The following is a 20,646-nucleotide window of genomic DNA, read 5'->3' as shown; positions in this document are numbered from 1 at the left end:
CCTTTTCAAACTTCGGGTCCGTTGTGCAGCACCGTGGTAAATTTAAGGTTATGATTTGCTTCGGGAAGGTGCCGCGCCGACGCGGATGGCCCTAGCGGCTGAGATAACGCATCCGGATCGTCTGATAGACCGGCGCATCCGCCCCCACGGTGAAGGCCGCGGCGGAGAACTGCGGCGGGCCGAAGCGGACCTTGGCATCGCGCGAGAAACCGAACCCCTCCTTGGGGATGAACAGCGTCTTGTCCGCCTTGCCGTTGCCGTTTTCGTCATGCAGCAGCGAGATCGCATATTCGCCCGGCTGAACGTCGTTGAACACGATGGTAACCCGCGCATTGGCCCGCACGACCCGCTTCTGCGACGTTTCATCGTGGCCGCAATCGGGGAAGGTGCCCGATCTGTCTGTCAGGCAGGCGAGCACGGTGCCCTGCGTCGAGCGCAGGTCCACCACGGTCACCACCACATCCTGCCGCACGCCCGGCGCATTGCCGAGCGTGAGCATTGCCGCGGTGGCGAGCGTCAGGGTTGAAAGCTTTTCGAGAGACCTCGATCGGTTTTGCATAAACGATCCCAGAACCGGAAATAGAGCCCGTAATTGCATTGGTAGCGTTCGTGGTGGAGCTGGTGATGGCTCGCGGTGATGATCCATCCGCCCACGGGCGAGCGGACCAGCCATCGCGGAAACATCTCCCACCCCATATGATTCGTCACCCCCATGACGGTCATCACGGTCAGCACCACCCCCAGCATAGCGATGTGAATCGGCACGAGGAAGACGAGCAGGGGTATAACCACCGCACCTGTGAGTGCTTCTATCGGATGAAAGCTCATCGCGGCCCATGCGGTCGGCGGGCGGCTGGCATGATGGACTGCGTGGGCCACGCGGAACACGCGCGGTTCGTGCATCCAGCGATGCGTCCAGTAGAACCAGGTGTCGTGCGCGAAAAGGTAGAGGAACACCGACAGGGGCAGATACCATAGCGGGTAGGCGTTCCAGTCGGCGTAGATGCGGGTCCAGCCCAGGCTGTCCCAGCCCCAGGCGACCACGCCTGCGGGAATGCCGTAAATCGCGGCGGAGACCAGCGACCAGCCGATCTCGCGCCGGATCTGTGCGCCAAGCCCCGCGTGATGGCCGGGTCGCACCCGCGTGGTCAGCGCGGCGAAGGCCCCGCTGATCGCGAGATAGCGCAGCGCCACGATGGCGACCATCGCCATGGTGGAAAGGATCAGGGCCAGCAGCATGATGGCGCGCCTTATGCCGCGCGCGCGAAGATTAGGCGAGGGGCTTGTGCGAAGCCCCGGCATGCGGCCATTTTACGTCGCTGCTCCGCTATTTCTCGCCGCCCCAGGGCGCGCAATCGGGATCGCAGGCGACCGTCGATCGGCGCATAACGGTGCGCGCGAGCCGCTCCACCTCGACCTTGCGCCGCGCCGGTGCCAACGGGTGGCGCGCCGCCGGGCGGATGATCTCCGCATCGTAGCCATCGGCGACGATCAGCCCGCACCGTTCGGGCAGGAAGGCCTCTCCTTCGAGAATTCCCCGGTCGAGATGCGTGCCGATGCCCCAGTAGAACTTGTCGCAATGGTCCAGATAATCGGTCCACTTGGCATCGCCCGTCAGGTCGGCGCGCGACACCTTGATCTCGACGATGATCACGTGGCCCTTCGCATCGATTCCCATCAGGTCCGCGCGGCGCCCTCCGCGCAGCGGCATCTCGGTGGTGCACCAGATATCGTTGCGCGCAAACAGCCGCATGATCCCACGCGCCGCGCCGCTCGCATCGCACGGATGCTGCGCCGCCGGGGATGCCGGGCTGGTGGAAGGGTCGAGCAGGAAGGACGATTCGGCCATGCGGCTCAAGAACAGGAGGTGAACACCGCTGTCAAGCGCGGTGTGGTCAGTGGCGTGTCGCCAGCGCCGCTTCGCGCAGGGTCGCCGCGCGACCGCGCTGGTATTCGCGCCACAGGCAGTTCGCTGCGGGGCGCGGATCGGCGCTCGTGCCGTGCGCGGCGAGCAGCGCGTCGAGCCCGAAGCGCATCGTCGCGACCAGTTCGTCGAGCGCCAGGATAGAGGCTTGCGTGCGGCCGGCGTCGGCTCTGGTGAGGCGGGCGATCAGCATTCGCGCCGAGGCGTCGTGCTCGGGCGCAGGCTGGCCCGCCAGCAGTGCGAGCACCCGGGCGGCATCTTCCACCGCCGTCCATTGCTCGATCAGGGTCGCATTGCCCCGCTCGAACCCGTCGCTGTCGTTACCGGGCGCGCGAGCGGGCGGATGGCCGGGAAAATGATCGGGGGCAAGATCGCTCATGGCCGCACGAAGCTAGCGATCGTCCCTTGCCAATCCGCTAACGCGCGGCAAGATGATGCGCGGTGCGGATTTTCCGTTGGCGCACAGCCGTTCGCTTTGCTAAGCGCGCCATCCGCATCGCGCGATGCACCCGTAGCTCAGCTGGATAGAGCGCTGCCCTCCGAAGGCAGAGGCCACAGGTTCGAATCCTGTCGGGTGCGCCAGTTTCTCAGAGCAGCAGAATTGCGCCACAACGCTTTCCCATCGGCGGAGCAGGCGTGACTTCGTGCCCGGTGGTTTTCCGGGCACGAGCCGCTGGTCCTGGTCCGGTCAGAAGTCGGCGGAGATCGATGCGCGCACCGTGCGCGGGCGGCCCTGCAGCAGCGCGTTCGAGAAGGTGTCGAAGGCAGAGGCCCAGTAGGCTTCGTTGCCGACATTCTCGACCGCGAGCCTGAGCGTGACCGGCACATCGCCCGCCGCGAAGACGTAGCGTGCGCCGAGGTCGAACACCGCCCAGCTATCGATCTCCAGCGTGTTGGCCGCATCGACATATTGCTCGCCGGTGTAGAGCGCGCGGCCCGTCAGCGTGAGGCCCGGCACGAAGGGCAGGTCCCATTCGAGATCCGCATTGGCCGCGAACTCAGGCACGCCCGGCACGGTGTTGCCGCCGTCCAGCTTGGCGTCGGTGTAGGCGAGGCCGGAGATGATCCGCAGCCCGCGCGTGATGTCTCCGTTGAGCGTGAACTCGATGCCCCGGTGCCGCTGGTCGCCCAGATAGCCGAACTCGCCGCTCGGCAGGATGCCTTCGCCCGGCCGCTCGATCTGGTAGGCGGCGAGCGTGGCGAACAGGCCGCCAAAGGCCAGCTTGCCGCCCACTTCGTACTGGATCGAGGTGCGCGGGGCGAGCGTTGTGCCCGGATTGGTGACCAGCGAGGGGTCGAGCGGCGCGCTCGGCCCCTGTTGCAGCGCTTCGATCCGGTTGGCGTAGAGCGAGAGGCCGGGGGCGGGCTTCACCACGAGGCCGACGACCGGGGTGATCGCATCCTCATTATACTCGCTGTCGAGCGCGCCGCCGAAATAGCTGAAGCTGCGCTGGCGGATCGACTGCATGCGCAGGCCACCGGTCAGCAGCACGCGATCGTCCCACAGGCCGAAGGTGTCGGAGGCGAAGGCGCTCATCAGGCGACGGGTCGCGATCGGATAGGGATCGTCGAGATCGCCGCCGGCAAAGGCGGTCGGTTGGGGCGAGACCTGGACCGGATCGTAGAGATTGGTTGGGAAGGCGGAGAAGAAGTCGTAAGCGGTGCGATCTTCCTGCCACGCGATGTTGCCGCCGAAGTTGATTTCCTGCGTGATGGTGCTGCCCAGCCGCACGCGCACGCCCGCCTCGAGCGCCTGATTGCTCGCCTTGAACGGAATGTAGGAATGGAAGCCGCTGGTCCCGTCGCCGGTGATCGCGTCGGTCACCTGAATGCCGCCGTAAACGCCTTCCTCGTCGCCCTCGCGCGCGCCCGCCTTGGCGTAGAGCGTGGCGTTAGGGGCGACATCGTATTCCACGCTCGCCACGCCGAACAGCTCGGTCAGCTCGCTGTAGCTATAGTCCTGCGCGTAGTTTGCATCCGGCTGGGGCACGGCGGGGATCGCGCCGCTCGCAATCGTCACCTTGGGCCGCAGATTGTCGACCCGGATGTCCTGGTAGGCGAGGTCGAGCGTGGCGCGCAGGTTGCCGCCGTCGTAATCGAACCCGGCGCCGATCACCTGCGTGCGGCGATCCTCGCCATCGACCGCAGTCTCGCCATCGCGAAAAGCGCCGTTCACGCGCACGCCGAACTGGTCCGCATTGCCGAAGCGGCGGGCGACGTCGACGCTGGCACCGAAGCGCGAGCTTTCGCGGAACCCGGCGGTCACGCGGGTGAGGTCTTCGTCCGCCCGCTTGAGGCGCAGGTTCACGCTGCCGCCGAGGCCCGATCCGCCCGGGGCCGCGCCGTTGAGGAAGGCAGTCGCCCCGTTGAGCACTTCGACTCCGCCGAGCAGTTCGGGCGCGACCAGCTGGCGCGGGGTGATGCCGTAGAGGCCGTTGAGGCCGATATCGTCGCCGAAAAGCGGGAAGCCGCGAATGACGAAGAGTTCGGAGGCATTGCCATAGCCGTAGGAGGTGCGGATCGTCGGATCGTTCTGCAGCACCTCGCCGAGCGAGAGCGGCTGCTGGTTGAGGATCAGGCTCTCGTCATATGTGCGTACCGCGAAGGGCAGGTCTTCGGCGGGCTTGTTGCCCAGCACGCCCGCACTGCCGCCATTTTCCACTGCACTCGCGTTCTCGCGCTGGGCAGTGACGACGATCTCGCTCTCATCCTGCGACTGGGTATCCTGCGCAAAGGCGGGAGTCGCGAGGACGGTCGCGATGACGAAGGCTGGCAGGCTGTTACGCACGGTCATGGGAGGGGGCTTTCGTTCTTGCAGGGGAGTTGATGGGGCGGGCGGGCCTGCCCGCGCGCCAGTAGGCAAAGGCGATGGTGACCGGCGCGGAACCGAGCAGCAGCCAGGCGAGCACATCGCGCGCGCCGTCGCCAGTCAGCCCAGCGACCAGCCCGATCAGGCTCAGCACGGCGATGAACATCGGCCAGGCGAAGATCGCGCGGGTGCTGCGGGGGTGGCGGCGTGCGCTCATGCCGGTGCCCTCGTGGTGCCGCCGCTGCGGATCTCCGCGATCCGGCGGTCGATCGCACCGGGTCGTCGCCTGAACCACAGCAGCACGCCGGTCCACAGCACCCAGATCGTCGCCAGCGTCAGCAGCGCCCAGACGATCTTGAGCGGGAGGCCCGCGTAGTCGCCGAAGTGGAGCGGCTTGGACATCATCAGCGCCTGGTTGATCGCGGGCATCCGCGCCACATCGGTCACCGCGGCGGTGCGCGCGTCGACCAGCGCGGGGGTCAGCAGATATTGCGTGAGCGGTCGGTCGCCCTGGAAGAAGATCGCGTAGTGATGCGCGCTGCTCCACCCGCCGCCGGGAAAGCCGATGAATTGCGGATTGCGCCCGGGCAGGGTCTCGCGTGCCGAGGCCATTGCCGCGTCGAGCGATCCGTAGTCTGCCGGATCGAGTGGCGCCGCGCCTTCGTAGGCCTGCGTCATCTGCGCCACCTGCGTGTCGCGCCAGTTATCGGTCAGCGGATCGGCGAAAGCGTTGATCGCGCCGGTCAGCCCGATCACCAGCGCCCAGGCGAGAGTCACGATGCCGAGCATGTTGTGCTGGTCGAGCCGGGCGACGCGCTTCGACTTCTCCAGCCGCAGCGTGGCAAAGCCGAGCTTGCGCATGAAGGGCGCGTAGAGGACCGTGCCCGAGATCAGCGCGATCACGAAGCTGATCCCCATGACGCCGAGGAACAGCATTCCCGGCAGGCCCAGCAGCATGTCCGTATGCAGCTGCAGGATCGTCTCCATCACGCCGCCAGAAGGTGCCGGGCCCAGCGAGTCGCCGGTCGCGCGGTCGAAGAACAGGAGCGTCATCCTGTCGCCGGGTGCATCGGGCGAGGGGCCGGTGGTGACGGTCAGCAACGGGCTGTCCTGGCTGAAGGCCATGAACAGCGGTACTTCGCCCGGCCGCTCCGCCAGAGCCTTGGCGAGCATGGTGTCGAGCGGCAGACCACCTTCCGCCGAGGGCGCGCCGGCGAGCGTGCTGTCGTAATCTTCCCCCAGCGCGGCATCGATCTCGTCATGGAAGATCAGCGGCAGGCCGGTGATGCACAGCATCAGCAGGAACAGCGTGGGGATCAGGCTGCTCCACTTGTGAACCACGTACCAGAATCGGATTGCGCCGCGAGACATGGCCGCCCCGTAAACCGCGAGCCATGTAAGTGCAACGCATTCGCATTATACGTGCGCTGGGTTTTTGCCGGAGCGCTTGACCCTGCGCGCGGGCTTATGCAGCATCGGTTGCAAAGCGCCACGTAATCGCGAAGGCGCATGGGAGAGAGACATGAGCGACGATATTCTGACCGAGGTGAAGGACGGCGTTCTCGTCATCACCATCAACCGCCCCGACGCAAAGAACGCGATGAACAAGGCCGGCGCGGAAGGCATCGCCGCCGCGCTCGACCGGCTCGATGCCGAAGACGATCTGCGCGTTGCGATCCTGACCGGCGCGGGCGGCACCTTCTGTTCGGGCATGGACCTCAAGGGCTTTCTGCGCGGCGAGAGCCCGATCGTCGAAGGGCGCGGCTTCGGCGGTCTGACGCAGAAGAGCCCGGCCAAGCCGATCATCGCCGCAGTCGAAGGCTATGCGCTGGCAGGCGGGCTCGAACTGATGATCTCGTGCGACATGGTGGTTGCCCATAGTGGTGCGAAATTCGGCATTCCCGAGGTCAAGCGCGGCCTTATCGCGGCGGCCGGCGGCCTGATGAAACTGCCCGACCAGATCCCGCCCAAGATCGCGATGGAGCTGGCGCTGACCGGCGATTTCATCGACGCGCCCCGCGCCTACGAGCTCGGGCTGGTCAACCGGGTGACCGATGGCAGCGTCATGGACGGGGCGATGGAACTGGCGAAGGCGATCGCCGCCAACGGCCCGCTCGCGGTGAAAGTCTCCAAGCAGGTGATCGAGGAATCGCGCGGCTGGAGCCTCGAATCGCGGTGGGACGAGCAGGGCAAGCTGATGCCGCAGGTGTTCATGAGCGAGGACGCGCGCGAGGGCGCGGCGGCCTTCGCCGAGAAGCGCGCACCCAACTGGAAGGGCAAGTAATGGCGGGCCCGCTCGCAGGGCTGCGCATCGTCGAATTCGCAGGCATCGGGCCGGGTCCGTTTTGCGGCATGATGCTGGCCGACCACGGCGCCGAGGTGATCCGCATCGACCGTGCGAGCGGCGGGCGGGGTGGTTCGCAGCCGATCTCCAACAAGGATATCCTCGCGCGCGGGCGCAAGTCGATCGCGCTCAACCTGAAGGAAGAGCAGGGCATCGCGCTCGCGCGCAAGCTGTGTGCGAGCGCGGACGGGCTGATCGAAGGCTTTCGTCCCGGGGTGATGGAGCGGCTGGGGCTGGGACCCGACGCGCTCCTCGCCGACAATCCCAAGCTGGTCTACGGGCGGATGACTGGGTGGGGGCAGACCGGGCCTTATGCCCCTTACGCGGGGCACGACATCAATTACATCGCGCTTGCCGGGGCGCTCGCCCATTTCGGGCGCGCGGGGGGCAAGCCCACGCCGCCGATCAACATGGTCGGCGATTTCGGCGGCGGCGGGATGATGCTCGCCTTCGGGATGGTCTCCGCGCTGCTGAATGTAGCGCGTGGCGGTGAGGGACAGGTAATCGATGCCGCGATGACCGATGGCACCGCGGTGCTGATGAGCATGATCCACGGCATGGCCAACCAGGGCGTGTGGCGCGAGGATCTGGGGGCAAACCTGCTCGATACCGGCGCGCATTTCTACGATGTCTACGAGACGGCGGACGGCAAGTTTGTCAGCATCGGCAGCATCGAGCCGCAATTCTATGCCGAGCTGCGCGCGCGGCTGGGCCTCGGCGAAGACCCGGACTTCGATGCGCAGATGAACCCCGCGCAGTGGCCCGCGCTCAAGGACAGGCTCGCCGCGATCTTCAAGAGCAAGACCCGCGCCGAGTGGGACGAGGCTCTGGAACATACCGACGTCTGCTACGCGCCCGTGCTGACCATGAGCGAGGCGCGCGAGCATCCGCACATCGCCGCGCGCGAAACGTTTATCGATGTCGCCGACAGCCCGCAGCCTGCGCCCGCGCCGCGCTATTCAGGCACGGCAACCGCGAGGCCTTCGCCCGCGCCGATGCCGGGCGACGATAGCGACGCGATCCTGCGAGAGCTGGGGATCGGGCAGGCCGATATCGCAGAATTGCGGGAAGCGGGAGCAGTGTCCTGAAGCGGGGCGGCGATCAGCCCCCCGCGCGGCAGGCGTCCATCTGCTCCCTCGCGCTCTCGGCGTTGGCTAGCGGGATCGTGACTCGCTGCGGTCCGTCGAGGGTGTCGCCGTCGATCACCACGTCGATGGACCGTTCGAGGTCGCCGAAGGGCAAAAAGCTTCTTTCCACTGACGTTATCAGCACGCCGTTGCCGCCGTTCGGATCGAACTGCGCAAATTGATCGTAGATCGGCCGGAGCATCCCGTATCCCTTGTCAAACCAGATCTTGATCGTCCCGCGTTCCTGCGGCAGCGCCCAGCCACTCCGCGAGAGGGTCATCCCGAGCAGCCCGTCGGGGCGGTCGAACAGGGTCAATGCGCCCTCCGTCTCGCCCGATTCCTCGGGTCCCAGCGGCAAGATCATCGCGCAGACGTCCCCCTCGCGACCGACCTGCCATTCGCCCAAGGCTTCAGGCTGCCAGGAAGAAGGGATCGTCGCTGGGTTCGCAGCCGCTGCAATCATCAGTGCCTTGCCAATGAACATCGATCGAACTCCCCATCACGATGTGCAGAATGAGTCCGGTCTAGGCCGGGCGAGATGAACGGTTCCTAGCCGGTTTTTACTCGCGCGTAGTGCCACGCATATCCATTGCAGTTCGCAACCGATTTGATAGGCTCGCCCGCAAAACGAAAACCTTTGGAGAGGATCGAGATGCCCGCACTGGACGTACCGCAGCCCGCATTCATGGACGAGGAAGAGATCGCGGTGTTCGCCGACGCGGTCGGCAAATTCTACGAAAAGCACGCACCCGAATCCCGCGTCCTCAAATGGCGCGATGATGGCCAGGTCGACCGCGATTTCTGGCGGGAGGCTGGTCAGGCCGGGCTGCTGGGCGCTTCGGTGCCCGAGGAATATGGCGGCCACGGCGGCGATTTCCGGCACGAAATGGTCGTGATCGACCAGCAGGGCCGGCACAATGTCGAAGGCTTCGCCGCCAGCCTGCACAACACGATCATCCTGCCCTACCTCGTGCGCCACGGGACCGAGGAGCAGAAGAAGAAATACCTGCCGCGCCTCGTCAGCGGCGACCTCGTCAGCGCGATCGCGATGACCGAGCCGGGCGTGGGATCGGACCTGCAATCGATCACCACCACCGCGCTGAAGGACGGCAACGGCTACAAGATCAATGGGGCCAAGACCTATATCTCCAACGGCCAGATCGCCGACTTCATCATCGTCGTCGCCAAGACCGACCCGAACGAGCGGGCCAAGGGCATCTCGCTGATGCTGCTGGAGACCGAGGGGGCCGAGGGTTTCCAGCGGGGCAAGAAGCTCGACAAGATCGGGCTCGATTCGCAGGACACCAGCGAGCTGTTCTTCGACGATGTGTTCGTTCCCGCGGAGAACGTGCTCGGCGGGGAGGAAGGCAAGGGCTTCTACCAGCTGATGGGTGAGCTGCCGCAGGAACGCCTGATTATCGCGATGGGCGCCATGTCGACGATCGAGCGCGCGCTGGAAGAGACCATCGCCTTCACCAAGGAGCGCAAGGCCTTCGGCAAGACGATCTGGGATTTCCAGAACACCCAGTTCACGCTCGCCGAGCTGAAGGCGCGGGCGACCGCCGGCAAGGTCTTCGTCAATCACTGCATCGCGCAGCATCTGGAGGGCAAGCTGGACGTGCCGACCGCGTGCATGGCCAAGCTGTGGCTGACCGAACTGCAGGGCGAAGTGGTCGACAAGTGCCTGCAGCTGCATGGCGGATCGGGCTACATCAACGACTACCCCATCGCGCGCATGTTCCGCGACAGCCGGGTCAGCCGCATCTTCGGCGGATCGAACGAGATCATGAAGATGGTGATCGCGCGCAGCATGTAACCGCGACCTTGCAACCATGTTAACCTATGTTGGTGGGCGTGTCCCAGCTCGGGTTCGCGCCCTCTGGGCGACTTGAGCAGGCGCCCGGACGGTGTTTGATTAACGCTAGTCAGACATTTGCCGAGCACCGATTCGGATCGTCAAGCAGGGGGAAAGCGCACATGGCCGTCATCGCCGTCTACAGCATGAAGGGTGGAGTCGGGAAAACGACCATGGCGGTGGATCTCGCCTGGCGCTTCTCGCAGACCGGCGGCCACGAGACCCTGCTCTACGATCTCGATCCGCAGGGCGGGGCGGGTTTCCTGCTGGGCCATGAAGAGCGCAAGGTGCAAAAGGCAATCTCCGCCTTCCATCACGCCCGCGCCCCGCGCGACCTGATCGAGCCGACGAAATACGACCGCCTCTCGCTGATCGGGGCCGACCAGAGCCTGCGCGATCTCCCCGTGCAGCTGGTCCGCATCGGCGCGAAGAAGCGGCTGGCGCAGATGCTGTCCTTCATGAAGGGCGAGTATCCGCGCATCGTGCTCGACTGCCCACCGATGATCAACGAGGTGAGCGAGCAGATCATGGAAGCCGCCGACCTGATCGTGGTCCCGCTGCCCGCCTCGCCGCTGGCCGCACGTGCGTTCGGCTTCATCCGCAACGAACTGGCGAAGCGCCCCGGCCATCCGCCGGTGCTGCCCGTGCTTTCGATGTACGACCAGCGGCGCAAGCTGCACCGCTGGGTGCGCGAGAATGCGGGTGCCAACTGGCCGATCGTCCCGGCGAGTAGCTACGTCGAGCAGGTCGCGGTGCGGCGCGAGCCGATCGCCGCCTTCGCCAACTGGTCGCCCGCCGCCAAGGGGCTCGAACATCTGCACCATGCGCTCGAGGCGAAGCTGGATCAGATGGGCCTTGGCGGAACGCCTCCGGGCGGTGGCAAGCGTGCGCTTCCCGGCCCGCAAAGCCGCCCGCTGGCCGCGCCACAGGCCGAGGATTCGCGCGTCGTGCCGATCCGCAGCGCGAGCTCTGCCGGACGGCGCGATACGCCCGGCATGATGCAGGCCCCCCGCCGCGCGTCCGAAGGGCTCACCCGCAGCGCCTTCAGCTTCTGAGCCGATCGCATGATGCCGCGCGCACTAGCGGCGCGCGCAACTTGTCATTCATCCCCTTGCGCCTACATTCACAGGCGAAAGGACTCGGTTTTTCATGAGCGAACAGAACACGCCCGACGGGCAGGGGCCTGGCGGTCCGGGTGGCGGCGGGCCGAACCCGTGGATCCGCAGCCTGATGATCTGGGGCGGGGTCTTCCTCGCCCTACTGCTTGCGGTCTCGATGTTCGGCGGTGCCAGCCAGAACACCGGCACTACGATCAGCTATTCCGATTTTCGTGACCGCGTGGCCAGCGGTACGGTCAAGGAGGTGCAGATCTCCGACGACCGGATCACCGGTGTGCTCAAGAACGACGAGACGTTCAACACCGTCCCGGTCGGCAGCGACAGCGGGCTGACCAAGCTGCTCGACGATAACGGCGTCACCTATTCGGGCACGCCGAAGGAGCAGATGAGCATTTTCTGGGTCATCCTGATCCAGTCGCTGCCCTTCCTGCTGATCCTCGGCATCGCGTTCTTCGCGCTGCGGCAGGTGCAGAAGAACGGCGGCGCGGGCGGCGCGATGGGCTTCGGCAAGTCCAAGGCCAAGATGCTGACCGAGAAGCAGGGCCGGGTGACGTTCAAGGATGTCGCCGGGATCGACGAGGCGCGCGAAGAGCTGGAAGAAATCGTCGAGTTCCTCAAGGACCCGCAGCGCTTCTCCAAGCTGGGCGGCACGATCCCCAAGGGCGCGCTGCTGGTCGGCTCGCCGGGGACCGGCAAGACGCTGCTCGCACGCGCGATCGCGGGCGAGGCGGGCGTCCCGTTCTTCACAATTTCGGGCTCCGACTTCGTCGAGATGTTCGTGGGTGTCGGCGCGAGCCGCGTGCGCGACATGTTCGAACAGGCGAAGAAGAACGCGCCGTGCATTCTGTTCATCGACGAAATCGACGCCGTCGGGCGTAGTCGCGGCCACGGCCTCGGCAATTCGAACGACGAGCGCGAGCAGACGCTCAACCAGCTTCTGGTCGAGATGGACGGGTTCGAAGCGAACGAAGGCATCATCATCATCGCGGCGACCAACCGCCCCGACGTGCTCGACCCCGCCTTGCTGCGCCCGGGCCGCTTCGACCGTCAGGTCGTGGTGCCCGTGCCCGACATCGAAGGGCGCGAGAAGATCCTCGACGTGCATATGAAGAAGGTGCCGCTGGCGCCCGACGTAAACCCGCGCACGATCGCGCGCGGCACGCCCGGCTTCTCGGGCGCGGACCTCGCCAACCTCGTCAACGAGGCTGCGCTGCTGGCGGCACGCCGCAACAAGCGGCTGGTCGCGATGCAGGAGTTCGAGGACGCGAAGGACAAGGTCATGATGGGCAGCGAACGCCGCTCCATGGTGATGACCGACGACGAGAAGAAGATGACCGCCTATCACGAGGCGGGCCACGCGCTCGTCTCGCTCAACGAGCCGGCATCGGACCCGATCCACAAGGCGACGATCATCCCGCGCGGCCGCGCGCTGGGCATGGTGATGCGCCTGCCCGAGCGGGACAATTACTCGTACCACCGCGACAAGATGCACGCCGACCTCGCCGTCGCCATGGGCGGCCGTGTGGCGGAGGAAATCATCTTCGGGCACGACAAGGTGTCGAGCGGTGCCTCGTCCGACATCCAGTACGCCACCTCGCTGGCGCGCAACATGGTCACCAAGTGGGGCATGTCCGACAAGCTCGGCCCGCTCCAGTACGAGGAACAGCAGGAAGGCTACCTCGGCATGGGCCAGTCGGCGCGCACGATGGGCTCTGCCGAAACCAACAAGCTGATCGATGCGGAAATCCGCGCGCTGGTCGAAGGGGCGCACAAGCGTGCAACCAAGATCCTGACCGACAAGGAAGACCAGCTGCACCTGCTCGCCCAGTCGATGCTCGAGTTCGAGACGTTGACCGGCGAGGAGATCGACCAGCTGCTCAAGGACGGCAAGCTCGACCGGCCTGACGAGCCCCGCGGCCCGCGCAAGCCGCGCAGCGTCGGCGGATCGGCGGTACCCAAGGCGGGCAAGCGCTTTGGCAGTGAAGGAGGGGCGGCTCCACAAGGCGCGTAACACCCTGTACTTGGCTTAATATTCGGGCCTTCCGCGCGACTGGACCTCCAGTCATGCGGGAGGCCTTTTCATGTCCCGCAGCGGCATTTTGCAAATTTGCTGCTCTCGCCACGCGTCGGCTGGGTTAGAGGTCGCATGGGCGGCGGGAACCCCGCTCGCCCGATGATGGTTAACATTTGCGAATACGCCAGGGAGTACTTGCCATGAACCGCCCGAATACCGCTGTGTTGCTTGCCCTTGCCGCCACCTCGCTGGGCCTCGCCGCCTGTTCCGAGGAAACCCAGGAAAGTGGCAAGGCCTTCGCCGAAGGTGCCGCCGCCGACACCGCCGCCAATGCCGAAGTGGTCGGCGAGAAGCTGGAAGAAGCGACCGTGGTCGCGGCCGACAAGGTTAGCAAAGGGGCTGCCGATCTGCGTGACGACGTGGCCGACAAGCGCGAGAAATCCGAACCCACCGACGGCGAGCTCGACGGGACCGATTGACCTCCTGCCGGCATCGCCCCGGCGCATCGGCGTGTCGGGGCGATGCTAGAACGCGCCCAGCAACAGCAGGGTCTGCAGGAATAGCGAGAGCACGATAAAGATCGCGAACAGCAGCACGAGCAGCCGCCAGATCGCCGACCAGCGTGACAGCGCGTAGCCCTGCTTCAGCTGGCGGTAGATGTGCAGCGGCGCGATCGTCGCGAAGATCGTGAACAGCCACCCCAACCCGACACCCGCCTTCGCCAGCAGCGACAGCGCGATGAACATCAGCGACATGAAGCTGAGCGAATAGGTCACGAACACCGCGTGGTCGTAGGCCTTGAACTCGCGCCGCCACGCGAACAGCAGCCAGACAAACGGCAGCGATAGCGGAATCAGCAGCCACGAGAATTTGTAGCTGTTGGACTGCAGCTTGTAGAGCATCAGGCCGGGGTTCTTGCGCCACTTCTCATTGAGGTGCTCCAGGAATTCGCTGCCGGCGGGATTGCCGATCGTGATATTCAGGTTCGATTTGCCATCCTTGTCACCCTCGATCGCGGATCGGCCGGTCTCGATCGACGCGATGTCCTGATCGACCTTGTCGATGGCACTGCGAATCTTGCTTGCCTCGGCCTCGTCCTTGGTCGCCTCAAGCCGGGTCAGCAGGTCCGCGCGTTTGCCCTTGAGGTCCGCCTGCTCCTTTTCAAGGACGCTGCCGATCTGCTTCATGTCGGGCACGGCGATATCGGTCGGAGTGGTGAAGCCGACCGCCTGAAACACCGCGAACATCAGGAACACGGTGAACAGGAACATCGCCATCGGCGAGACGAAATCGGCCCGCTCGCCCGCGATATAGCGGCGGGTGAGATCGCCGGGACGCCACGCGAGTAGCGGCAGCGTGCGCCACAGCTTGCCGTCGAGATGGAGCACGCCGTGGACCAGATCGTGCCCGACCGCGGACAGCGTGCGGTGCAGGTGCGCCGCCTGACCGCAGGTGTGGCAATGCGGGCCGACCAGCTCGGTCCCGCAATTGAGGCACGCGGTTTCGGCGAAGTGTCCGTCCGCGTCGGTGCTGCTCCCGCCGCTTTCGCGCGAGATCGCGCGCGCGAACAGGCCGCCCTCGCTTGCCGTACCGATTGCCTCGGGAATATCGCTCATGCCCGCCTGCCCCCTGACCGTCCGCCTGTGCCTCTAGCACAAGCGCACTGCCCGTCGAGCCGTCAAGCGCAGCGTTCAGCCCAAAATGGCGAGCCTGACGAGGACGATCCGCGCGCCGATCAGGATCACGGTCAGCAGCACCAGCAGGGGGGCAAGCCGCAGCAGCGTGGTTGCCCGGTCGAGCCGCGCATGATCGCGCAGCCGCCATGCGTTGAGGACTACGATCGCGCTGACCAGCGGGGCGAGCACGAACTGCGCCGGCAGCCCCAGCTGGTGCAGCGCCAGCGCGAGTGCGATAAACGCTGCCGAGCCGCCCAGCGCTTCGCCCGCGAAGATTACCGGCCATTGGGGGTGGCGCATGCCCGTGGCGGGGCAGGTCAGCCGCGCCGCGAGTGCGCCCAGCGGCAGCAGCAGCCAGCCCAGCGTCCACAATTCGCCGAGGAAGGTCAGCAGCGCGGAGGCGCCGCGATCCTGTTCGGCAGCGCCCGTCTGGTCGATCTCCCCGCGCCGCCAGGCGAGGTTCGCCTGCTCGACGAAGAACGCTGCCGACTGCGCGCGCTCGCGCCGCTCCGCGCTTTCCGCATCCGAGGCGTCGGGCGTCTCTTCCCCGATGTCGCCCACCACCGTGGCCAATGCGTGATCCGTGCCTGACAGCGCCCGGTCGATCGCGATATCCTCCCCCGCGCGGTCGCTCGGCTCGCTGACCAGGTCGAGCGCGAGCAGCAGCACCATGCCGGCAAGGAACACCGCCAGCGCGCGGATCAGCGGGTCGGCGAAACGGCCGCCGAGCATCGGCGCTCGCTCGTTTGCGGATGAGGGGGCGTCGGGCATGATCCCGTCATAGCGCACCTCTTCCCCAGCGCCAGCCTGTGCGATCCCAGTTCGCGGGAACGTATCGAGAACGCCGCTCGTTGCAGGGGAAAGGAGACACGTACCGTGGAAGAGATCACCCAGCACCCCAAGGCCGAGCCGACCTCGAATGCCGAGAAGGCTCCCGAAAACTGGACCACCGGCGATGAGCGCATGACCGGCGCGCAGGCCAGCTATCTGAAAACGCTGGCCGAAGAGGCGGGCGAGCCCGAGGCGTTCGATCCGGGCCTGAGCAAGGCCGATGCGTCGCTGCGGATCGATGCGCTGCAGGAAAAGACCGGTCGCGGCGGCGCGGACTAACCCTTCGCGAGCGTGCGCTCGATCAGGGTCCACAGCGCCTTGAACGCGCGCGCGCCCGGGCTGCGCGGGGCGAAGGCGCCGACCGGGGCCTGCCGCGCCGCGCATTGTTCGATTGCGCTCGACGCGGGGATCACCGCCCAGTCCGGCGAGGCCGCGATCGCATCGCGGTGCAGCGTGCGGCGACGGTCGACCATCGAGAACACCGGCATGATCGGCGGGGCCTTCTTGCCCTCCGCGCTCACTTCCTCGCGCACGATCTCGAGCGCGCGGGCGGACAGGGGCGATGGCGGGATCGGCACCACCACAAGATCGGCGGCGCGCACGATCTGGCTGGAGAGTTCGTTGAGCACCGGCGGGCAATCGAGCAGCAGCCGGTCGTAATCCTTGATCAGGTCGGCGGTCAGCTTCGCGATCCGGTTCTTCTTGCCGATCTCGGCCAGCTGCGCGTCGATCGCGCGGATCGATTCGTCCGCGGGCAGCAGGTCGAGCCGGGGATAGCCGGTCTTGCGGATCAGCTTGGCAGGATCGATCTCCTTGCTGATCACGCTGGTTGCGAGCCGTTTCTTCTTCGGATCGACGCCCAGCAGGAAGCCCGCGCCGCCCGCCGCATCCAGATCCCACAGCAGCGTCCGGCGGCTGGAGTGGGTCGCTGCGCACCATGCCAGGTTGGCGGCGAAAGTGGTTTTACCGACCCCGCCCTTCACGCTGTAGATCGCGACGACCGCCATGCCTGCCCGTCTCCTTCTGCGCGCGGGTGAAGAGGCGCGCCGTGTTGCAGCTTCATTACATATAGCAGTTTGCCCCCTGCAAAAGCGGGCTTCTCTCTGGCCCCGAAACGAAAAACGGGGCGGCACCTCCTGAGAGGTCCGCCCCGCTTCAATGTGTTCGGGAGGGCTGCGCGTCAGCCCAGGGCAGATCAGCCTTCGTAGTCGCCGCCGACCGAGGTCGAACGGGCCGGGGTCGCCGCGGTCACGCGCAGCGCTTCGGCCGACTGGCTGAGCGAGCCGATTTCATCGACCTCGTCATCATCGTCCGGCAGGATCTTCTGCAGGTTGGTGACCATGCTTTCCTGCAGGTCCTTGGGCTTCACGGTCTGCTCGGCAATCTCGCGCAGCGCGACGACCGGGTTCTTGTCGCGGTCGCGGTCGAGCGTGATTTCCGCACCGCCCGAGATTTCGCGCGCGCGCTCTGCGGCCAGCAGCACGAGATCGAAGCGGTTGGGAATCTTGTCGACGCAATCTTCAACGGTAACGCGCGCCATAAGCGGAGGCACTCCATGCACTTAAATTTCGGGATCAAAGTGACCTATAGGGGCTTGCGCCGCGATTTTCAACGTGAATCCGGTGCGGGGCCCCGCGCCTGATCCTCGACCCTACTCCTCGCCGAAGTCCGAATAGTCGCGGTACGAGGGCGAGCTGAACTTGGTGTATTCGCTCTGGAAGATCAGCGGCACGTTGCCGGTGGAGCCGTGACGCTGCTTGGCGACGATCAGCAGCGCCTTGTTCACCAGCTTCTGATGCTCTTCCATCCAGTCCTGGTATTTCTGCGCGTCGTCGGGCGATTCGGAGCCGTCGGGCACGTTGGGCATCTGCGCCTTGTGGTAATATTCGGCGCGGTAGATGAACCACACCATGTCGGCGTCCTGCTCGATCGAGCCCGATTCGCGAAGGTCGGCCAGCTGCGGTTTCTTGTCCTCGCGCTGTTCCACCGCACGGCTCAGCTGCGACAGCGCGATCACCGGCAGCTCCAGCTCCTTGGCCATGGTCTTGAGGCCACGGCTGATCTCCGAAATCTCGTTCACGCGGTTGTCGCTGGCGCGGCCCGAGCCTTGCAGCAGCTGCAGGTAGTCGACCACGACGAGGCCGATCTTGTTCTTCCGCTTCAGCCGCCGCGCGCGCATCCGCAGCGCATCGATGGTGAGCGCGGGAGTGTCGTCGATATAGAGCGGCAGGTCCGCGAGACGCTGGCTGGCTTCGGACAGGCGGGTGAACTCGTCGCGCCCGATATCGCCCGAACGCAGCTTTTCCGAACTGATCTCCGCCTGTTCGGCAAGGATACGCGTCGCCAGCTGGTCGGCGCTCATTTCGAGACTGAAGAAGGCGACCGGTGCGCCGCCGCTGTCCGGCCCGCCGTCGCGCATCTGCTTCAAATATTCGTAGGCGGTATTGAACGCGATATTGGTGGCGAGCGAGGTCTTGCCCATGCCCGGACGCCCGGCGAGGATCACGAGGTCGGAATTGTGCAGGCCGGCGGTCTTGTCGTCGATCGTCGAGAGGCCGGTGGTGCGGCCCGACAGGCCGCGATCCGAATTCATCGCCTTCTGCGCCAGCTTCAGCGCGGCGATCGACGCGTCCTTGAAGGTGCTCGCGTCGGAGCCGATGTTGGTCCCCTCCGCGATCTCGTAGAGCGCGGCCTCGGCCTTCTCGATCTGCTTGAGCGGCTCGACCGTCTCGGAGGTGTCGAGCGCGCCGCCCACCAGCGCGCGGCCCACCGTCACCAGTTCGCGCAGCAGCGCGAGGTCGTAGATCTGTTCGGCCAGCTGGCGCGTGGCGAGCAGGCCGTGACCGTCCGCGGTCAGCCGCGCGAGATAGGTCGTCCCGCCGAGCGGTTCGAGATGCTCGTTACCATCGAAATAGGGCTTGAGCGTCACCGGGCTGGCCGTTGCCCCACGCTCCATCATGGTCAGCACGCGTTCCATGATCAGGCGGTGCGCGGGGACGAAGAAATGCTCGGGCCGCAGCGGGTTGGGCAGTTCCTCGTAGACCGAATTGTCGATCAGCACCGCGCCAAGGAAGGCGGCCTCGGCCTCCACGTTGGAGGGCAGCGAGCGGCCTTCCTCGCCAATGGCGGTGGCGGGGGCGTCGCCTGCGGAACTGGCGGGGGCGGAATCGAGGATCAGACTGCTATCGGACATTGCCCCGCTTCTTGTGCGAGGCGGCGGCAGCCCGCAAGCGATCCGACCAGGAGAAATGCCTCGCCCCCCTGTGAATATCGCGCACAAGCGTTAAGCGCCTTGCCCGAGGCCCCGATAGTCTGCGAAGGCAACCCGTAACGACATGGCCGATTATCGCATCTCTAACATCTCGCTCGACGACTCGACGATCCTGTGGCGCAATGCCGATGTCGAGCAGGAGCGACGGGTGGCGATCTTCGATCTGATCGAGGAGAACACCTTCAAGCCGGTCCGTTCTGCACAGCGCGGGGCGCACGGCCCCTATCATCTCGCGCTGTCGGTGCGCGACGACCGGCTCGCGCTCGATGTCACGACCGAGGATGGCGACGAGCTGGAGACGATCCTGCTGGGCCTGGCGCGCTTCCGCCGCTCCATCCGCGACTATTTCGCGATCTGCGACAGCTATTATCAGGCGATTCGCAAGGCGACCCCGGCGGAGATCGAGACGATCGACATGGCCCGCCGCGGCGTCCACAACCGCGCCGCCGAGCTGCTGGTCGAGCGGCTGGAGGGCAAGGTCGAAACCGATTTCGCGACTGCGCGGCGGCTGTTCACGCTGATCTGCGTCCTGCACATTCGTGGCTAGGCGCACAATGGCCCGCAAGACCAAGCGCCCGCTGTGGTTCAAGGCGCTGCTGGTGCTGCTGATCGCGGCGCCGGTGGGCGTTGCCGTGTGGCTCTATCAGGATCTGCGCCACTGGCGGCCCGAGGAAAGCGCGTTTCCCGAACAGGGCGTGGACCTTTCGCGTGGCACTGCGGGCGTCAATTTCGAGGTGCTGAAAGGCAGCGGCGCCGATTTCGTCTATCTCTCCGCCAGCGCGGGCGATGGCGAGCGGTCGGCGGAATTCACCCGCGCGCTGGTCGCCGCGCGCAAGGCGGGGCTGGAGGTCGGTGCGGTCCACCGATTCGATCCGTGTGTCCCGGCAGACGGGCAGTCGGCCAACTTCGTCACCATCGTACCGCGCGATCCCGCGCTGCTGCCGCCTGCGATCGAGCTAAGCGATCCCGGCGCGGACTGCATCGATCCGGTCGATAGCGGGCAGGTGCGCAGCGAGCTGACGATCCTTGCCAACCAGATAGAGGCCCATGCGGGCAAGCCGGCGATCCTCAAGGTGAGCCGCGAGTTCGAGGCCGCGCACGGCGTCGCCGCGCGGATCGAGCGTAACCTGTGGCTGGTGCGCACGCGGTTCGAGCCGGATTATGGCGGGCGGCCCTGGCTGCTGTGGACCGCGAACGAGAATTATGTGGGCCCCGGTAGCGAGGAGCCGATCGAATGGATGGTGGTGCGACCGTGAATGATGACGAACTGATTGCCGCAGCGCGCGAGGCGGCGGCCACGGCCTATGCGCCCTATTCGGACTATCCGGTCGGCGCCGCGCTGCGCTTTGCCGACGGGGCGATCATCACCGGCACCAATATCGAGAACGCGAGCTACGGCCTGTCGCTCTGCGCGGAGACGGTCGCGGTCGCCAAGGCGCTGGCCGAAGGGCGGCGCGGCGGGCTGGAGCGGCTCGCGGTGACCGGGCCGAAGGGCAAGGGCGGCGATGCCCCGATCACCCCGTGCGGGCGCTGCCGCCAGGTGCTCAACGAAATCGCCCAGCTCGGCGGTACGGACCCGGCGATCCTGTGCGTCGGCGCGCATGAGGTGATGGAACTGCGCCTGTCGGACCTGCTGCCGCACGGCTTCGGCCCGGCGCATCTGGATTAGACTTTGCT

Annotated in this window: 23 protein-coding genes and 1 tRNA gene; 11 read left to right on the top strand and 13 right to left on the bottom strand. The window is 66.1% G+C overall.

The genetic code is table 11. The features are described 5' to 3' along the window. Positions 1-91 precede the first annotated feature (91 nt). The 4 genes from KYN89_RS05795 to KYN89_RS05780 form a co-directional block, all read right to left on the bottom strand. Positions 92-499 (bottom strand): DUF2141 domain-containing protein, encoded by a 408-nt coding sequence (locus KYN89_RS05795; RefSeq protein WP_222824231.1) that lies wholly within the window; start codon positions 497-499, stop codon positions 92-94. A gap of 17 nt (positions 500-516) precedes the next feature. Further along, a complete protein-coding gene (locus tag KYN89_RS05790) occupies positions 517-1,239 on the bottom strand; it encodes a sterol desaturase family protein (protein ID WP_222824230.1) in 723 nt (240 codons plus the stop codon). 88 nt (positions 1,240-1,327) lie between these two features. Next, complete coding sequence (locus KYN89_RS05785; protein WP_222824229.1) at positions 1,328-1,849, bottom strand: MmcB family DNA repair protein; 522 nt, start codon at positions 1,847-1,849, stop codon at positions 1,328-1,330. 46 nt (positions 1,850-1,895) lie between these two features. Continuing rightward, positions 1,896-2,303: a hypothetical protein gene (locus KYN89_RS05780; protein ID WP_222824228.1), complete on the bottom strand. Its 408-nt coding sequence runs from the start codon at positions 2,301-2,303 to the stop codon at positions 1,896-1,898. A gap of 126 nt (positions 2,304-2,429) precedes the next feature. On the opposite strand from KYN89_RS05780, the gene KYN89_RS05775 reads away from it, so the two are divergent. After that, positions 2,430-2,506: transfer RNA gene (locus KYN89_RS05775), tRNA-Arg, on the top strand. 106 nt (positions 2,507-2,612) lie between these two features. Here KYN89_RS05775 and KYN89_RS05770 read toward each other — a convergent pair. From KYN89_RS05770 to KYN89_RS05760, 3 genes are read right to left on the bottom strand one after another with little or no spacing between them, the layout of a single operon-like run. Continuing rightward, complete coding sequence (locus KYN89_RS05770) at positions 2,613-4,718, bottom strand: TonB-dependent receptor (RefSeq protein ID WP_222824227.1); 2,106 nt, start codon at positions 4,716-4,718, stop codon at positions 2,613-2,615. Continuing rightward, positions 4,705-4,950, bottom strand: coding sequence for a hypothetical protein (locus KYN89_RS05765; RefSeq protein ID WP_222824226.1), 246 nt, complete (start codon positions 4,948-4,950; stop codon positions 4,705-4,707). Before KYN89_RS05765 ends, KYN89_RS05770 begins: the two co-directional genes overlap by 14 nt. After that, positions 4,947-6,104 (bottom strand): PepSY-associated TM helix domain-containing protein, encoded by a 1,158-nt coding sequence (locus KYN89_RS05760; RefSeq protein WP_222824225.1) that lies wholly within the window; start codon positions 6,102-6,104, stop codon positions 4,947-4,949. The genes KYN89_RS05765 and KYN89_RS05760 overlap by 4 nt, the downstream gene beginning before the upstream one ends. A gap of 151 nt (positions 6,105-6,255) precedes the next feature. Here KYN89_RS05760 and KYN89_RS05755 point away from each other — a divergent pair, with 151 nt between their 5' ends. Then, entirely contained in the window at positions 6,256-7,017 is a 762-nt protein-coding gene (locus tag KYN89_RS05755; RefSeq protein ID WP_222824224.1) for a crotonase/enoyl-CoA hydratase family protein, read from the top strand. Then, the gene (locus KYN89_RS05750) at positions 7,017-8,165 is read left to right on the top strand and encodes a CaiB/BaiF CoA transferase family protein (RefSeq protein ID WP_222824223.1); all 1,149 of its coding nucleotides are present in this window, start codon (positions 7,017-7,019) and stop codon (positions 8,163-8,165) included. Before KYN89_RS05755 ends, KYN89_RS05750 begins: the two co-directional genes overlap by 1 nt. A 13-nt stretch (positions 8,166-8,178) precedes the next feature. On the opposite strand, the gene KYN89_RS05745 is transcribed toward KYN89_RS05750, so the two are convergent. Then, a complete protein-coding gene (locus KYN89_RS05745) occupies positions 8,179-8,688 on the bottom strand; it encodes a hypothetical protein (RefSeq protein ID WP_222824222.1) in 510 nt (169 codons plus the stop codon). A gap of 168 nt (positions 8,689-8,856) precedes the next feature. Here KYN89_RS05745 and KYN89_RS05740 point away from each other — a divergent pair, with 168 nt between their 5' ends. The 4 genes from KYN89_RS05740 (at position 8,857) to KYN89_RS05725 (ending at position 13,670) form a co-directional block, all read left to right on the top strand. Then, entirely contained in the window at positions 8,857-10,020 is a 1,164-nt protein-coding gene (locus tag KYN89_RS05740; RefSeq protein ID WP_222824221.1) for an acyl-CoA dehydrogenase family protein, read from the top strand. Positions 10,021-10,181: 161 nt separating this feature from the next. Further along, a complete protein-coding gene (locus tag KYN89_RS05735; RefSeq protein WP_222824220.1) occupies positions 10,182-11,114 on the top strand; it encodes a ParA family protein in 933 nt (310 codons plus the stop codon). A gap of 94 nt (positions 11,115-11,208) precedes the next feature. Then, a complete protein-coding gene (gene ftsH / locus KYN89_RS05730; protein ID WP_222824219.1) occupies positions 11,209-13,188 on the top strand; it encodes an ATP-dependent zinc metalloprotease FtsH in 1,980 nt (659 codons plus the stop codon). A gap of 203 nt (positions 13,189-13,391) precedes the next feature. Then, complete coding sequence (locus tag KYN89_RS05725) at positions 13,392-13,670, top strand: hypothetical protein (RefSeq protein WP_222824218.1); 279 nt, start codon at positions 13,392-13,394, stop codon at positions 13,668-13,670. A 45-nt stretch (positions 13,671-13,715) separates the two neighbouring features. On the opposite strand, the gene KYN89_RS05720 is transcribed toward KYN89_RS05725, so the two are convergent. Next, positions 13,716-14,807 (bottom strand): DUF3667 domain-containing protein, encoded by a 1,092-nt coding sequence (locus tag KYN89_RS05720; RefSeq protein ID WP_222824217.1) that lies wholly within the window; start codon positions 14,805-14,807, stop codon positions 13,716-13,718. Positions 14,808-14,882: 75 nt separating this feature from the next. Continuing rightward, entirely contained in the window at positions 14,883-15,599 is a 717-nt protein-coding gene (locus KYN89_RS05715) for a hypothetical protein (RefSeq protein ID WP_222824216.1), read from the bottom strand. A 144-nt stretch (positions 15,600-15,743) separates the two neighbouring features. On the opposite strand from KYN89_RS05715, the gene KYN89_RS05710 reads away from it, so the two are divergent. Then, positions 15,744-15,977: a DUF3072 domain-containing protein gene (locus tag KYN89_RS05710; protein WP_222824215.1), complete on the top strand. Its 234-nt coding sequence runs from the start codon at positions 15,744-15,746 to the stop codon at positions 15,975-15,977. Here the strand turns inward: KYN89_RS05710 and KYN89_RS05705 are convergent. From KYN89_RS05705 to KYN89_RS05695, 3 genes are all read right to left on the bottom strand, one after another. Next, positions 15,974-16,705 (bottom strand): ParA family protein, encoded by a 732-nt coding sequence (locus tag KYN89_RS05705; RefSeq protein WP_222824214.1) that lies wholly within the window; start codon positions 16,703-16,705, stop codon positions 15,974-15,976. The genes KYN89_RS05710 and KYN89_RS05705 overlap by 4 nt on opposite strands. Positions 16,706-16,893: 188 nt before the next feature. Next, entirely contained in the window at positions 16,894-17,238 is a 345-nt protein-coding gene (gene rpoZ, locus KYN89_RS05700) for a DNA-directed RNA polymerase subunit omega (protein ID WP_010235404.1), read from the bottom strand. 111 nt (positions 17,239-17,349) lie between these two features. Further along, positions 17,350-18,891, bottom strand: a complete 1,542-nt coding sequence (locus tag KYN89_RS05695) for a replicative DNA helicase (protein ID WP_222824213.1) — start codon at positions 18,889-18,891, stop codon at positions 17,350-17,352. A 142-nt stretch (positions 18,892-19,033) separates the two neighbouring features. On the opposite strand from KYN89_RS05695, the gene KYN89_RS05690 reads away from it, so the two are divergent. From KYN89_RS05690 to KYN89_RS05680, 3 genes are read left to right on the top strand one after another with little or no spacing between them, the layout of a single operon-like run. Beyond that, positions 19,034-19,516 (top strand): UPF0262 family protein, encoded by a 483-nt coding sequence (locus tag KYN89_RS05690; protein ID WP_222824212.1) that lies wholly within the window; start codon positions 19,034-19,036, stop codon positions 19,514-19,516. A gap of 7 nt (positions 19,517-19,523) precedes the next feature. Next, a complete protein-coding gene (locus KYN89_RS05685; protein WP_222824211.1) occupies positions 19,524-20,225 on the top strand; it encodes a glycoside hydrolase family 25 protein in 702 nt (233 codons plus the stop codon). After that, positions 20,204-20,638, top strand: coding sequence for a cytidine deaminase (locus KYN89_RS05680; RefSeq protein ID WP_040378680.1), 435 nt, complete (start codon positions 20,204-20,206; stop codon positions 20,636-20,638). Before KYN89_RS05685 ends, KYN89_RS05680 begins: the two co-directional genes overlap by 22 nt. Positions 20,639-20,646 lie beyond the last annotated feature (8 nt).

Source organism: Alteriqipengyuania abyssalis (genome assembly GCF_019857185.1).
GTDB lineage: Bacteria > Pseudomonadota > Alphaproteobacteria > Sphingomonadales > Sphingomonadaceae > Alteriqipengyuania > Alteriqipengyuania abyssalis.
This window is presented reverse-complemented; position numbering and strand designations above follow the sequence as displayed.